Origin of the sequence: Sanguibacter biliveldensis (assembly GCF_033798665.1) — a bacterium.
GTDB classification, from domain to species: Bacteria; Actinomycetota; Actinomycetes; order Actinomycetales; family Cellulomonadaceae; genus Sanguibacter; species Sanguibacter inulinus.
The window spans coordinates 2,824,330-2,838,100 of record NZ_CP138359.1 but is presented as its reverse complement, the minus strand read 5'-3'; the positions used below and the strand labels follow the sequence as shown (position 1 = coordinate 2,838,100).

Annotated in this window: 13 protein-coding genes; 5 read left to right on the top strand and 8 right to left on the bottom strand. The window is 71.7% G+C overall.

What is annotated here, in order from left to right; translation table 11 throughout:
• Nucleotides 1–3: 3 nt before the first annotated feature.
• The 3 genes from SANBI_RS12440 to SANBI_RS12430 form a co-directional block, all read right to left on the bottom strand.
• Entirely contained in the window at nt 4–1,785 is a 1,782-nt protein-coding gene (locus SANBI_RS12440; RefSeq protein ID WP_319155464.1) for an acetyl/propionyl/methylcrotonyl-CoA carboxylase subunit alpha, read from the bottom strand.
• Between the two features lie 164 nt (nt 1,786–1,949).
• Complete coding sequence (locus SANBI_RS12435; protein ID WP_319155462.1) at nt 1,950–2,657, bottom strand: Maf family protein; 708 nt, start codon at nt 2,655–2,657, stop codon at nt 1,950–1,952.
• 284 nt (nt 2,658–2,941) lie between these two features.
• A complete protein-coding gene (locus SANBI_RS12430; RefSeq protein WP_319155460.1) occupies nt 2,942–4,666 on the bottom strand; it encodes a DUF885 domain-containing protein in 1,725 nt (574 codons plus the stop codon).
• Between the two features lie 132 nt (nt 4,667–4,798).
• Here SANBI_RS12430 and SANBI_RS12425 point away from each other — a divergent pair, with 132 nt between their 5' ends.
• Nucleotides 4,799–5,578: a vitamin K epoxide reductase family protein gene (locus tag SANBI_RS12425; RefSeq protein WP_319155458.1), complete on the top strand. Its 780-nt coding sequence runs from the start codon at nt 4,799–4,801 to the stop codon at nt 5,576–5,578.
• Nucleotides 5,579–5,584: 6 nt separating this feature from the next.
• Here the strand turns inward: SANBI_RS12425 and SANBI_RS12420 are convergent, their stop codons facing one another.
• From SANBI_RS12420 to SANBI_RS12410, 3 genes are read right to left on the bottom strand one after another with little or no spacing between them, the layout of a single operon-like run.
• Nucleotides 5,585–5,821 (bottom strand): acyl-CoA carboxylase epsilon subunit, encoded by a 237-nt coding sequence (locus SANBI_RS12420; RefSeq protein ID WP_319155456.1) that lies wholly within the window; start codon nt 5,819–5,821, stop codon nt 5,585–5,587.
• Nucleotides 5,822–5,834: 13 nt separating this feature from the next.
• Nucleotides 5,835–6,434 carry a hypothetical protein gene (locus SANBI_RS12415; RefSeq protein WP_319155454.1) on the bottom strand — a complete coding sequence of 200 codons (600 nt, stop codon included), beginning with the start codon at nt 6,432–6,434 and terminating at the stop codon, nt 5,835–5,837.
• Complete coding sequence (locus tag SANBI_RS12410) at nt 6,431–8,029, bottom strand: acyl-CoA carboxylase subunit beta (RefSeq protein ID WP_319155451.1); 1,599 nt, start codon at nt 8,027–8,029, stop codon at nt 6,431–6,433. Before SANBI_RS12410 ends, SANBI_RS12415 begins: the two co-directional genes overlap by 4 nt.
• Nucleotides 8,030–8,186: 157 nt before the next feature.
• On the opposite strand from SANBI_RS12410, the gene SANBI_RS12405 reads away from it, so the two are divergent.
• Nucleotides 8,187–9,035 carry a biotin--[acetyl-CoA-carboxylase] ligase gene (locus SANBI_RS12405; protein ID WP_319155449.1) on the top strand — a complete coding sequence of 283 codons (849 nt, stop codon included), beginning with the start codon at nt 8,187–8,189 and terminating at the stop codon, nt 9,033–9,035.
• A gap of 4 nt (nt 9,036–9,039) precedes the next feature.
• Complete coding sequence (locus SANBI_RS12400; RefSeq protein ID WP_319155446.1) at nt 9,040–10,119, top strand: adenylate/guanylate cyclase domain-containing protein; 1,080 nt, start codon at nt 9,040–9,042, stop codon at nt 10,117–10,119.
• A gap of 95 nt (nt 10,120–10,214) precedes the next feature.
• On the opposite strand, the gene SANBI_RS12395 is transcribed toward SANBI_RS12400, so the two are convergent.
• The gene (locus SANBI_RS12395; RefSeq protein ID WP_319155444.1) at nt 10,215–11,069 is read right to left on the bottom strand and encodes an SOS response-associated peptidase; all 855 of its coding nucleotides are present in this window, start codon (nt 11,067–11,069) and stop codon (nt 10,215–10,217) included.
• A gap of 302 nt (nt 11,070–11,371) precedes the next feature.
• Here SANBI_RS12395 and SANBI_RS12390 point away from each other — a divergent pair, with 302 nt between their 5' ends.
• Together SANBI_RS12390 and SANBI_RS12385 are read left to right on the top strand one after the other, a co-directional pair.
• Nucleotides 11,372–11,908 (top strand): hypothetical protein, encoded by a 537-nt coding sequence (locus SANBI_RS12390; RefSeq protein ID WP_319155442.1) that lies wholly within the window; start codon nt 11,372–11,374, stop codon nt 11,906–11,908.
• 126 nt (nt 11,909–12,034) lie between these two features.
• A complete protein-coding gene (locus SANBI_RS12385; RefSeq protein ID WP_056129602.1) occupies nt 12,035–13,267 on the top strand; it encodes a multidrug effflux MFS transporter in 1,233 nt (410 codons plus the stop codon).
• A gap of 66 nt (nt 13,268–13,333) precedes the next feature.
• Here SANBI_RS12385 and SANBI_RS12380 read toward each other — a convergent pair whose 3' ends face one another.
• Nucleotides 13,334–13,768 carry a VOC family protein gene (locus SANBI_RS12380; RefSeq protein ID WP_319155439.1) on the bottom strand — a complete coding sequence of 145 codons (435 nt, stop codon included), beginning with the start codon at nt 13,766–13,768 and terminating at the stop codon, nt 13,334–13,336.
• Nucleotides 13,769–13,771: the final 3 nt, after the last annotated feature.

The window sequence follows — 13,771 nt, the reverse complement described above, 5'->3', positions numbered from 1 at the left end:
ACGTCAGGCGAGGATCTCGCAGATCGCGGTGCCCGCGCTGACGCCGCCGCCGACAGCAGCGGTGAGCCCGCTGACGGTCCCGGCACGGTGCGCGAGCAGCGGCTGCTCCATCTTCATGGCCTCGAGCACCACGACGAGGTCACCCTCGGCGACTGTCGCCCCGTCTTCGACCGCGACCTTGACGATCGTGCCCTGCATGGGCGACGTGAGGGTCGAGCCTGACGCAGACGCCGCCTTCGTCGCGGCGCGGCGTGCGGGACGCCTGGCGGCACCGGCCCGCGCGCGACCGCTGATCCCCAGACCAGCCGGGATGACGACCTCGAGCCGCTTGCCGCCCACCTCGACGACCACACGCTCGGTCGCGCCCGTCGGCTCGTCCTCCTCCGCGGGGGTGGGTGCGGGGGTGGTGCCGCCGAGCGCAGCGCACTCGTCGGCGAACTCTGTCTCGATCCAGCGGGTGTAGACGCTGAAGGGCCCCTCGCCCGAGGGCACGAAGGCCTCGGTGTCGAGGACGGCGCGGTGGAACGGGACGACTGTCGGGATGCCCTCGATCTCGAGCTCGCGCAGCGCACGGCGGGCGCGCTCGACGGCCTGGCGCCGGGTCGCGCCGGTGACGATCACCTTGGCGAGCAGAGAGTCGAAGGCACCGGAGATGGTGTCGCCCTCGACGACGCCGCTGTCGACGCGGACGCCTGGCCCCGTCGGCAGGCGCAGACCGGTGATCTTGCCGGGGGAGGGCAGGAAGCCCGCAGCCGGGTCTTCGCCGTTGATGCGGAACTCGATCGAGTGGCCGCGGACCTCGACCGAGGAATAGCCGAGGGGCTCCCCTGACGCGATGCGCAGCTGCTCGCGGACCAGGTCGATCCCGGTGACCTCTTCGCTCACGGGGTGCTCGACCTGCAGGCGGGTGTTGACCTCGAGGAAGGAGAGCGTGCCGTCCGCTCCCACGAGGAACTCGCAGGTGCCGGCGCCGACGTAGCCGGCCTCGCGCAGGATCGCCTCAGAGGACGCGTAGAGCGCGTCGACCTGCTGCTGGGACAGGAACGGTGCGGGTGCCTCTTCGACGAGCTTCTGGTGGCGGCGCTGGAGCGAGCAGTCGCGGGTCGAGACGACCACGACGGTGCCGTGCTCGTCGGCGAGGCACTGGGTCTCGACGTGCCGCGGGGTGTCGAGGTAGCGCTCCACGAAGCACTCGCCGCGCCCGAAGGCGCCGACGGCCTCGCGGACGGCCGCGTTGTACATCTCGTCGATCTCGTCGGCGGTGCGTGCGACGCGCATGCCGCGGCCACCGCCGCCGAAGGCCGCCTTGATGGCGACGGGCAGGCCGTGCTCGGCCGCGAAGGCGTGCACCTCGGTCGCGTCGGCGACGGGGTCAGCCGTCCCGGGGACGAGCGGCGCGCCGGCGCGCTGGGCGATGTGACGCGCGCTCACCTTGTCGCCGAGGGCGTCGATCGCGGAGGGTGGCGGGCCGATCCAGGTGAGGCCAGCGGCGATCACGGCGCGCGCGAAGTCGGCGTTCTCGGCGAGGAAGCCGTACCCGGGGTGCACGGCGTCGGCGCCGGCCCGTCGGGCGACGTCGAGCAGCTTGCTCATGTCGAGGTAGGTGTCGGCGGCACGCATGCCGTCGAGGGAGTAGGCCTCGTCGGCGAGACGCACGTGCAGGGCTTCGCGGTCCGGGTCGGCGTAGACGGCGACGGAAGAGATCGAGGCGTCGGCGCACGCGCGAGCGATGCGGACGGCGATCTCGCCGCGGTTGGCGATGAGGACCTTGGAGATGAGGGGCACGGCTCACGGTAACCCGGCGGCGCCCCTCGTCCACGGCTGGACGCACTGTCACCGCGAAGATTGGGGAGAGGTCCAAGGCCTCTCAGGGGCGTTTGTAGGGTTCCTCTATGGAGGCCTGCCTCAGGGGAGGTCCGAGGCCTCGTGCGGCGCTCGTCGTTGGCTGGTCACCACAGGTCGGTCCAGCGGACACCCACCTGGTCGAGCAGCTCGCGCAGCAGCGGGAGGCTGATCCCGACCACGCCGTGGTGGTCTCCCTCGACCCCGGAGACGAAGGCGCCGCCCCGCCCGTCGAGCGTGAAGGCGCCGGCGACCGCGAGCGGCTCGCCCGTCGCGACGTAGGCCTCGATCTCCTCGTCGCTCACCTGTGCGAAGTGCACGGTCGTCGAGCTGGTCGCGCCCAGGGTGCCGCCGGTGCCGCCGTCCTCGGGGTCACGCAGGTCGACCACCCAGTGCCCTGTGTGCAGGACGCCGGAGCGCCCGCGCATGGTGCGCCACCGGGCGACGGCGGTCTCGGCGTCGGCGGGCTTGCCGAAGATCTCGCCGTCGAGCTCGAGCATCGAGTCGCAGCCGACGACGAGGTCGGGGAGCGCGGCGACGCCGGAGCCCTCCGCAGGAGCCTCGCCGGCCGAGGTGTCGGCGTCGGTACCTGTGCCGGCCGCTGTCTGCTCGAGCGCGCGCGTGACGTCCTCGGCCTTCGCCTGGGCGAGCAGCAGGACCGCGTCGGCGGCCTCGAGCGCACCAAAACGCTCGCGGCCCTCGGCGAGCACGGCGTCCTCGTCGACCGAAGAGACCCGGACCTGCGGGTCGAGGCCTGCGGAGCGCAGGGTGCTGAGGCGGGCGGGGGACGCGGAGGCGAGGAGCAGCGTGGTCACGCGCACAGCCTACGGGCGCGCGATCGGGTGGCCCTCGTCGATGGACCTTCGTCCTGTTCTGTGGCCATTCGCGCGAGGGATGATCGATGTGTGTCGGAGGAGCCTCGATCGTCAACCCCTCAGCGACGCGAGGCCCTCCGACGCCTCGTCCGCGGGGCCTGAGGGAACGGTGCTGCTCCAGCGCCCGCGACGCCCCGGTCCTGAGCAGGCGACGAGGCCTGCTCAGGACCGCGGGCCCCTCCACGGTGCAGGAGCCGGAACGCCCGGGCCGGGTCCCTGCAGTCTCAGGACAGGGCGTCCTTGAGCACGTCGAGCCCGACCGAGCCCAGGCTCAGGGCGCGGGCGTGGAAGGCCCGGATGTCGAAGGTCTCGCCGCGCGCGGCGGCCGAGGCCGACGCGGCGTCGCGGGTCTGCTCCCACAGCCGCTGCCCGACCTTGTACGACGGTGCCTGCCCGGGCCAGCCGAGGTAGCGGTTGAGCTCGAAGCGGACGAAGGCCTCGGGCATGTTGACGTTGGCGCGCAGGAAGTCCCAGGCCTTGGCCGAGTCCCAGGTGCCGCCGCCCCAGACCTGCGGGGCCGGCTTGCCGAGGTGGACCCCGATGTCGAGGACCACGCGCGCCGCGCGCATGCGCTGGGCGTCGAGCATGCCGAGCCTGTCGCCCGGGTCGTCGAGGAACCCGAGGTCCGCCATCAGCCGCTCGGCGTAGAGCGCCCAGCCTTCTCCGTGGCCGGAGACCCAGCAGGCGAGCCGGCGCCAGTCGTTGAGCGTCGCACGCTCGTAGACGGCCTGACCGCACTGGAGGTGGTGTCCCGGCACGCCCTCGTGGAACACCGTCGTCTTCTCGCGCCAGGTGTTGAACTCGGTCACCTCGGGCGGCACGGACCACCACATGCGTCCGGGGCGCGAGAAGTCGTCGCTCGGCGGTGTGTAGTAGATGCCGCCGTTCTGCGTCGGGGCGATCATGCACTCGAGGGCGAGCACGGGCTCGGGGATGTCGAAGTGCACGCCGTCGAGGGCCCGGACGGCCTCGTCGGAGGTCTTCTGCATCCATTCCTGCAGCGCTGCCGTGCCGTGCAGCGTGCGCGCGGGGTCGGCGTCGAGCCTCGCGACGGCGTCCTCGACGCTCGCACCGGGACCGGCGATCTCCCGGGCGATGCTCTCCTGCTCGGCGATCACGCGGGCGAGCTCTTCGATGCCCCACTCGTAGGTCTCGTCGAGGTCGACCGTCGCGCCGAGGAAGAATCTCGACTGGAGCGCGTAGCGGTCCCGGCCCACGGCGTCCTGGGTGGGTGCCTGGGGTGCGAGCTCGTCCTGGAGGAAGGTCGCGAGCGAGCCGTAGGCCTCGCACGCCGCTCGGGCACCGCGCTCGAGGTCGGCCTGGAGCGCGGTCCCGGCGCTGTCCCCGCCGAGCACTGCGCGCGCCGCCGGCCCGGTGACGAAGGACGTGAAGAACGATGTCGACGGGTCGGCGAGCTCGGCGGCCTGCTTGATCCCCTCGGTCACCTGCAGCGCTGCGGCGACCTCACCTGACGAGGCCCTGTGGCGCAGGGACTCGACGTAGGAGGAGACCGACCCGGGCAGGGCTGCCAGGCGTGCCGCGATGGCCTGCCAGTGCTCGACGGTGTCCGTCCCGGTGATGTCGAAGACGTCGCGCATCTCCTGGAGCGGGCTCGCGATGACGTTGAGCGGCGCATAGTCCTCGCCGGCCTCGTGGAGCTCGACGGTCAGCCCGAGGCGCTCGGTCATCGCGGCCTGGGTGACGACGTCGACGTCGTCGGCGGGTGCGATCGAGCGGACCTGGGCGAGCACGTCGCGGGCGAGCGCCGCACGCTCGTCGACGGCTGCGGGGGAGTAGTCGGTGGCCTTGTCGTCGTAGCCCGGGATCCCGATCGCCGTCGCGGCGAAGGGGTCCAGCCTGGCGGCGTCCTGGACGTAGCGGTTGGCGACGAGGTCGATCTCCGAGGTGGGACGTGCGGGTGCGCCCTGGTGGGCGGAGTCTGTGGTCATGGGTAGACGCTACCCGGATCGTCTCTGCCAGGACGATCGTCCCGGAGACCGGCGGGGCGGGTGCACCACCATGGAGCCCAGAGCCGGGCGCTGCCTGGACGACGCTGCACGGGTCTGAGGGGACGAGCGCGCATGGTGACGAGCACGGGTGCAGCGGCACACAGCCGCGGGGCAGGCGACGGCAGCCGGGCGGGCGGTGCCGCGGGTGCCCGGCGATCAGGAGCCGACGAGGCCGAGCTGCTGTCGGCTGACGTCGACGACCTCACCGACGACGAGCTCTCCGACGAGCGGCTCGCCGCCGCGGCCGACGCGATCGTCGGCTTCCGCCACTCGGACCGCTGGATCTTCGGGACGATGCTCTTCTCGGCGACCCTCAGCCTGATCGCAGCCTTCGTGCTCTCCTACGACGCCGTCGAGCTCGCGGCGAACCCGACAGCCGTGCTGAGCTGCGACATCAACTCGGTCATCAGCTGCGGGACCGTGGCGCTCTCGTGGCAGGCCAGCCTCTTCGGCTTCCCCAACGCCTTCCTCGGCATGGTCACCGAGCCTGTCGTCATCACCATCGCCGTCGCGGCGCTCTCGGGCGTGCGGTTCCCGCGCTGGTTCATGTTCACGGCGCAGGTCGTCTACGCCTTCGGTCTGGCATTCGCGCTCTGGCTGTTCAGCCAGTCGATGTGGGTCATCGGCGCGCTGTGCCCGTGGTGCATGCTCATCACCGTGTCGACGTCGCTCGTCTTCCTCACGCTGCTGCACTACAACATCCGCGAGAACAACCTCTACCTGCCGCCCGCGGCGCAGCGCAGGGTGCGGTCCTGGGTGCGCGAAGACTACGACCTGTACGCAGGGATCGCCTTCGTCGTGCTGCTCGCGACCCTCGTGCTGGTCCAGCACGGCACCGTCCTGTTCAGCTGAGACAGCTCAGCGCAGGCTCCACCGCCACGCGTCAGCACCGGCGGTCCGGGTCGCGTGGACCGCGCGGAGCGGCCGGGCCCACTCGGACCGCGGTGCGGCCTCGGTCGCAGGCTCCACGTCGCGCGACGCGACGGCGGCGAGGCTCGCGACGAGCGCAGCCACCTCGACGTCGTCAGGCGCCCCGCGGACCACACGCATCTGCGCCGCAGCGCGCAGGACGTCCTCGACGCCCGCCTCGCTCACAGCCCGTCCCCGCTCACTCGTCGTCCTCGGTGTCGTCGAAGAGGACAGGCACCGACCTCGAGGCGCCCCACTCCGACACCTGGAAGCCCGCGTCGGTGAGCCGCTGCGTGATCGCCTCGCCGCCCGCGTCGATCATCCCGAGGACCGAGTCCATGGACTCGTCGGACGGGCCGTCCGGCGGCCACACGAGGAAGCCGAGGTGGAAGGTGTCCGGCTCGGCCGACGACGTGTCGTCGCCGTGGTCGTCGGCAGTGTCGTCGTCCCACGAGAGCCCCGTGAGGTCGGAGTGCATGCCCAGACGCTCGTGCACGAGGTCGTAGAGCGCCGCGTTGAGGGTCGACAGACGCGACTCGACCGCGAGGACCCGGGGGTCTTCGTCGGCCTCGTGCGCGCCGAACTCTGCGCGCACGCCCGTCGCGGAGTCGACGTAGGCGTGCAGGGCTGCGGCGATCTCGTCGACCGCGGCGTGCAGGTCGGTCGCGTCCACACCGGGCAGCGGGTCCGGCCCGTGCGCCTCGTGGTCGTGACCGTCGTGACCGTCGCGGCCGTGGTGGTCGTCGTGCCCCTCGTGGTCGTCGCCGAAGGGCTCTGTCGCGTCGAACTCGTCGCTCATAGGGGGATGTTCCCGTGCTTCTTGGGGGGCAGAGACGCCCGCTTGGTACGCAGCGCCCGCAGGGCGCGGACGATCTGGATCCTGGTGTCGTGGGGTGCGATCACGGCGTCGACGTAGCCGCGCTCGGCCGCGTCCCACGGGTTGACGATGGCCTCGTCGTACTCGTCGACCAAGCGCTTGCGCTCGGCGTCGACGTCGAGCCCCTCGGCCGCAGCGGCCTTGAGCGCACCGCGCTGCAGGATGTTCACGGCGCCGCCGGCGCCCATCACGGCGATCTGCGCTGTCGGCCACGCGAGGTTGATGTCCGCGCCCAGCTGCTTGGAGCCCATGACGATGTACGCGCCGCCGTAGGCCTTGCGCGTGATGAGCGTGACCAGCGGGACCGTCGCCTCGGCGTAGGCGTAGATGAGCTTGGCGCCGCGGCGGATGATGCCGTTCCACTCCTGGTCGGTCCCGGGGAGGAACCCGGGGACGTCGACGAGGGTCACGACAGGGATGTTGAAGGCGTCGCAGGTCCGCACAAAACGAGCGGCCTTCTCGGCGGCGTTGATGTCGAGCGTGCCGGCCATCGACAGCGGCTGGTTGGCCACGATGCCGACAGACTGGCCCTCCACGTGGGCGAAGCCGACGAGGATGTTGCGCGCGTAGAGCGGCTGGACCTCCAGGAACACGCCGTCGTCGACCACGTGCTCGATCACCGTGCGCATGTCGTAGGGCTGGGAGTCCGAGTCGGGGACCAGGGTGTCGAGCTCCAGGTCGGCGTCGGTGACCTCGAGCTCGGTGTGCTCGGGTGCGAAGGTCGGGGCGTCCGAGAGGTTGTTCTGCGGCAGGTAGTCCAGGAGGTTGCGGACGTAGTCGATCGCGTCGTCCTCGTCCGCGCCCATGTAGTGCGCGACGCCGGAGCGCTCGTTGTGCGTCTGCGCACCACCGAGCTCTTCGAAGCCGACGTCTTCACCGGTCACCGCGCGGATGACGTCGGGACCGGTGATGAACATGTTGGACGTGCCGTCGGCCATGACGATGAAGTCCGTGAGCGCGGGGGAGTACACGGCCCCGCCGGCGCTCGGGCCGAGGATGAGCGAGATCTGCGGGATGACGCCCGAGGCGGCGACGTTGCGGCGGAAGATCTCGGCGAACTGCGTGAGCGCTGCGACACCCTCCTGGATGCGCGCGCCGCCGCCGTCGGAGATCCCGACGAGGGGGACGCCCGTGCGCAGCGCGAGGTCCATGACCTTGGTGATCTTCTGCCCGTGGACCTCGCCCAGGCTGCCGCCGAAGACCGTGAAGTCCTGGGAGTAGATGCAGATCTGGCGACCGTCGACGGTCCCGTGGCCGACGACCACGCCGTCTCCGGCGATCCGCCGCTTCTCGAGCCCGAAGTTCACCGAGCGGTGCTTCGCGAAGGCGTCCAGCTCGACAAAGCTGCCCGGGTCCAGGAGCGCCTCGATGCGCTCGCGGGCGGTCTTCTTGGAGCGGGCGTGCTGCTTCTCGGCGGCGGCGGTCTCGGGGGTCTCGACGGCGTCCTCGTAGCGGCGCGCGAGGTCGGCGATCTTGCCTGCCGTGCCGGAGGCCGGGGGTGTCGTTGCGTCAGTCACACGGTCGAGCGTAGTTGGTGGGAGCCCACGGTTCATGTAGCCGGGGCGGAGTCGTTGCCCCGTGAGTCTTGGAGGGAACCTCCAACACGCGCGCGTCTGCGCGGTGCCGGGTCCGCCGAGACAGGCTGCGCCCAGGACGCTGGTGCATGATGGGCGCATGGATCCAGACGTGCGCGCACCGCTCGACACGGCGCTCCTGCGAGACCTCCTCTGCGAGCCGCACGGGCCGCTGCGCAGGCTGCACGTGGTCGAGACCTCCGAGTCCACGAACACCGAGCTGGCGGCCGGCGTCGCGGCCGACCCTGCGGCCTGGCCCGCGCCCGCGCTGCTGGTCGCCGAGCACCAGGTGGCCGGTCGCGGCCGTGCCGGGCGGAGCTGGGCGACCCCGGCCCGCGCGGCGCTCACGGCCTCGCTGCTCGTGCGCCCGCAGGTGCCGCGCGGGCGCCTGGGCTGGTTGCCCCTGCTCGCCGGGCTCGCGACGGTCACCGCGCTGCGCTCGACGCTCGGGGTGCAGGCCGTCGCGAAGTGGCCGAACGACGTGCTCGTCCTCACCGACGAACCCGAGATCGAGGGCTGGGGCCGGCTGCGCAAGATCGCCGGGATCCTCACCGAGGTCCTCCCCGACGGCGTGGTGATCGGTGTCGGGCTCAACGTGTCGCAGACCCGTGAGGAGCTGCCCGTGCCGACAGCCGTCTCGGTCGCCCAGGTGGGAGGGGCGAGCATCGACAGGACGGTGATCCTCACGGCCCTCGCCGAGGCGTCGGTCTCGGTCCTGGGTCGGTGGACCGAGGCTGGCGGAGACGTGCACTCCTCCGGGCTGGCCGAGGAGGTCGCGGCGGTCTCGGCCACGGTCGGTGCCTCGGTCCGGGTCGAGCTCGCCGACGGGACAGAGCTGCGCGGCACCGCGACAGGGCTCGCGGCAGACGGCGCGCTCCTCGTCGAGGACGCCTCGAGGACCGTCCGTACCGTGCACACCGGTGACGTGTATCACCTTCGCCTAAACTGACCAGGTGTCAACTGATCAGCCCACACCTCCCGCACCTTCCCCAGCCACGCCCGGCGCTCCGTCCCGCGTGCTGACCGACCACGGTCGAGCCCTCGACACCGCCCTCCTGGGTGGTCCCCGGACGCTCACGATCGACGAGCTCGCGGAGAAGACCCATCTCAGCCACGACTTCCTCAAGACCTACTGGCAGGCCCTCGGTCTGCCGATCCTCGGACCCGAGCAGGCGTCCTTCACCGAGGACGACGCGCAGGCGCTGCGTGACATCGCCGCGATCGCCGAGACCGAGCAGCTCTCGACGCGCTCGCTGACCACTCTCGTGAGGTCCGTGGGCCACACGACGGAGCGCCTCGCGCTGTGGCAGGCCGAGGCCCTCGTCGAGCACATGGCCTCGCGCTACGAGCTCGACGACACGTCAGCTCGCCTGCTCGTCCTCGAGAGGCTGCCGAGCCTCGCGCCGGTCCTCGAGGCCCAGCTGGTCCACGCCTGGCGACGCCAGATCGCTGCGCTCGCCGGACGCTGGTCGGTCGAGTTCTCCGACGCGCGGGCCGTCGACGAGACCGGGGCCGGGGAGCTGCCGCTCCCGCGCGCCGTCGGCTTCGCCGACATCGTCTCCTTCACCACGAGGACCGCCAGGCTGCGCTCCTCCGAGCTGTCGGACTTCGTCTCGGACTTCGAGGCCGGGGCCCGCGACGTCATCACCGCTGCCGGGGGGCGCGTGGTGAAGACGATCGGTGACGCGGTCCTGTTCATCGCCGACGACGTGCGGACAGGTGCGCAGGTGGCGCTCGGCCTCGCCCGCGCAGGCCGCGACGGCGAGCTCGAGAACGTCCCGCCGGTCCGGGTCTCGCTCGTCTGGGGCCGGGTGCTCTCCCGCTTCGGCGACGTCTTCGGGCCGTCGGTCAACCTGGCGGCCCGGCTCACCGCCGAGGCCGACCCGGGCACCGTGCTGCTCGACCCCGCGACAGCCGCGCTGCTCGCCGGGGACGCTGACTTCGCGCTGACCGAGAAGCCGCCCCGCGAGGTGCAGGGGCTCGGGCAGATCGCCCCCGTGCGCCTCCAGCGGGCCTACTCGCCAGGATCCTGAGCGGGCGGGCCGTCGACGACGCGTGCGGACTGCGCACGGACGACCGACCCTGAGCGGACAGTCGTCGGGCGGGCGCCGGATCTGCCCGGCGAGCGCTAGAACAGTGCGTCGGGGACTGTGTCCCAGGCGTCGGTCGGGATCCCGCTGCCTGCACCGCCTGCGCTGCCCGGGTCGCTCGCGCCCGCGTCGACCGGGATGAGCAGCTCGGGGCCGTGCGCGGCGACCCGGTTGACCGCCGTGCTCACGTGATGGTGAGCCATCGCCGGGGGAGCTGTCCCCAGCACGTCGAGCGCGACGTCCACGCCCGACGAGGGGTCCAGCCAGGCGTCCCAGTGCTCCGGACGCAGGGCGACAGGCCGTCGCTCGTGGATCTCCGCGAGACCACCCGTCGCCGCGGCCGTGACGATGGTCGTCGTCGTCAACCACCTGTCGGGGTCGTCGGCCGAGCGGCTGGGGTCGCGCCAGAACTCGTAGAGCCCTGCGAAGGCCAGCACGGCGCCGTCGGCCGGGTGGATGTAGACGGGCTGCTTCGGGGCGCGTCGAGCACCTCGTGCCGTCGGCCCCGGTGGCAGCCACTCGTAGTAGCCGTCCGCGGGGACGAGGCAGCGCCGTGTCGCGAGCGCCTCGCGGAAGGCAGGCTTCTCGGCGACGCTCTCCGACCGCGCGTTGATCATCTTCGCGCCACCCTTCGGGTCGCCGGCCCACGACGGCACCAGTCCCCACCGCGCCAGCCGGAGCGACCGCTCGACACTCCTCCGCGGGGTGCCGGGGACGGACGACTCGCGGGCACGGTCCACCACGATGCGGACCGCATCGGTCGGCGCCACGTTCCAGGACGGGGGCAGCGTCGTGATCGGCTCGCCGAGCAGGACGCCCTGGATCACCCCGTGCACGGCAAAGGCGTCGGCGAGGTCCTGGGCCTGCCGGAACGAGGCGTAGCGTCCGCACATCGCACCAGGATCGCACCCTGACTGCCCAGGTGAGAGCGCCGCGTACCTCGAGCGCCTGCCCGGTCCTCCTCGGGCCTCGTCGACGGCTCGCCTCACGGCCCGGGTGCGACCGCCGATCACCTGCCCGCCGTCCCCTTCACACTCTCTCCCAGGGCCGACCGGGGGACTCCCGAACTCTTCACCACATGACACCCGCCCAGATGCTCGCCTCGAGAGGTCTGACAGGGCATGATCGTTCAGGACGGTCGAGCAGCGGTGGACCGGACGGCAGTCCGCACCGCGCAGAGCACAGGAGGTCGGCGGTGAAGAGCCCCAGGGACGCATCGATGGTGGTCGCTGCCATCGTGTCGGCGGCCCTCGTGGTGGGCCTCGCGTCGATCACCTCCGGTGGTGCCGTGGCGAGCCTGGCCCGGAGCGCAGACACCGAGACCACGGTCCAGGTCGACGAGACCGTCACCGCGACCCCCGAGAGCACCGCGCCCTCGGCAGAGGCGAAGGAACCTTCTCCCTCGACAGTCACGGTCGACCCTGACGCGACCGTCGAGGCCACTGGCTCCGAGCTCTCCGCGACCGACGTCGTGACGCCCTCCGACGTGCACACCTCGCGCGCTGACGCGCAGGCGCTCGCGGACCAGGTCGGCGAGGAGACAGGACGCACCGTCGTGCTGGTGTTCCAGGAGAAGACCGTCGACGGTCGCTCGACCACGTGGACGCACACCGAGATCCCCGGCCGGGCACCGTTCGTCGCCTCCGAGGAAGACGTCCTCGTGAGCCGTGTCACGGAGTGGATCGACGCGCAGAAGGACCCCGAGGCCTTCGAGCTCATCGTCGACGAGTGATCGTCTCGGTCTGACCCGTCGTCGCCCCCGGCTCGCGCCCGGGTCATGGCGTAGCGACGGTGCTCCGACCCCTGTGGTTCACCCGCCGGTCTCTCTCGTGCCTGGTCGAATCGTTATGATCGACGGGTGACAGACCCGTCCAGCGCGAACGACAAGCCCCAGTACACCCCCAACGCCAAGTACGTCCTCATGCTCGGTGCGCTCGCGGCGCTGCCCGCGGTGACGACCGACATGTACCTGCCGTCCCTGCCGACGGTGGTCCAGGACCTCGGCACGACCGACACCGCCGTGCAGTTCACGATGTCCGGGATGCTCATCGGCGGCGCTGTGGGCCAGCTGGTCATCGGGCCGTTCTCCGACAGGTTCGGGCGACGGCTGCCGCTGCTCATCGGCATCACCCTGCACGTGGTCACCTCCTTGCTGTGCGCGATCGCGCCGAACATCGGCGCGCTGGTCGCGCTGCGGGTGCTCCAGGGATTCTTCAACGCTGCGGCGTCGGTCGTCGCCATCGCGGTGATCCGTGACAGGTTCACGGGGTCTGAGGCGGCGAGGCTGCTGTCGAGGCTGATGCTGGTCATCGGGGTCGCGCCGCTGCTGGCCCCGAGCATCGGCCAGGCCATCGCCGGGACCTTCACCTGGCGAGCGGTGTTCCTGGCGCTCGCGCTCATCGGTGCGCTGCTCGTGGTCATCGTCTGGTTCTGGATGCCGGAGACGCTGCCGCAGGAGCGCCGCCGGGTGGCAGGGTCCCAGGGAGCGTTGCGGTCCTACGCGGCGCTCCTGCGGGACAGGCGCTTCTTGGCCCTCGCCGTGCTCCCGGGTCTCGGCATGGCCGTGATCATGAGCTACGTCGTCGGCTCGCCCTTCGTCTTCCAGCAGGAGTACGGCCTGAGCCCGACGCAGTTCTCGCTGCTCTTCGCGGTCAACGGCGTCGCGCTGGTCCTCTCGGCGCAGCTCAACGCCAGCCTCGTGCGGCGGGTGGCCCCGATCAGGATCTTGCGGGTGGCGATCGTCGTCCAGCTGCTGCTCTCGCTCGTCCTGCTGGTGGTCGTCCTCACCGGGGTCGGCGGTGTGGTCGGGGTCCTCGTCGCGCTGTGGCTGGTGCTCGGCATGCAGGGGCTCATCCCGGCGAACGCGTCGGTCCTCGCGCTCGGTGGTTACGGGCACATGGCCGGGACGGCTGCAGCGCTCATCGGCTCGATGCAGGCGGGCATCGCCGGGGTCGTCAGCCCGATGGTCGGGGTGCTCGGCGGTGACTCCCTGGCCATGACGACGGTGATCATCAGCGTGATCGTCATCAGCCTCGTGGTGCTCGCGACCGCGACCCCGGCCTACCGCAAGGGCGGCTGGCACACGATCTGACGGGCGGGCGCGGTCTGACTGGTTGGCGCGGTCCGACGCCCGAGCGCGGCGTCAGACCCGCCACGCTCAGCGGCTGACGCAGAACTCGTTGCCCTCGGGGTCGGTCATGGTGATCCACGAGTGCGGCCCCTGCGACGCCGTGTGCAGGTAGGTCGCGCCGCGGGCCTCGAGGGCTGCGCGGACGGTCTCGAGGTCGTCGTCGCCGATCCTGACGTCGAGGTGCACGCGGTTCTTCACGGTCTTCGCCTCGGGGACCCGCTGGAACAGCACGCGCGGGGTCCCGGGCGGCCCGTCGACGAGCCGGATGGCTGCCCCCTCGGCCCAGACGAGCACGCCGTGGTGCGTGGTCGTGTCGTCGAGGGACGCGTGCCCCTGGTCGATCATCGAGCGGATGAAGGCCTCGTCGCTCGGTTCGACGGTCCACCCGAGGGTCTGCGCCCACCAGTCCGCGAGGGGGTGGGGAGCTGCGCAGTCGACGGTGACCTGGAAGGAATAGCTCATAGG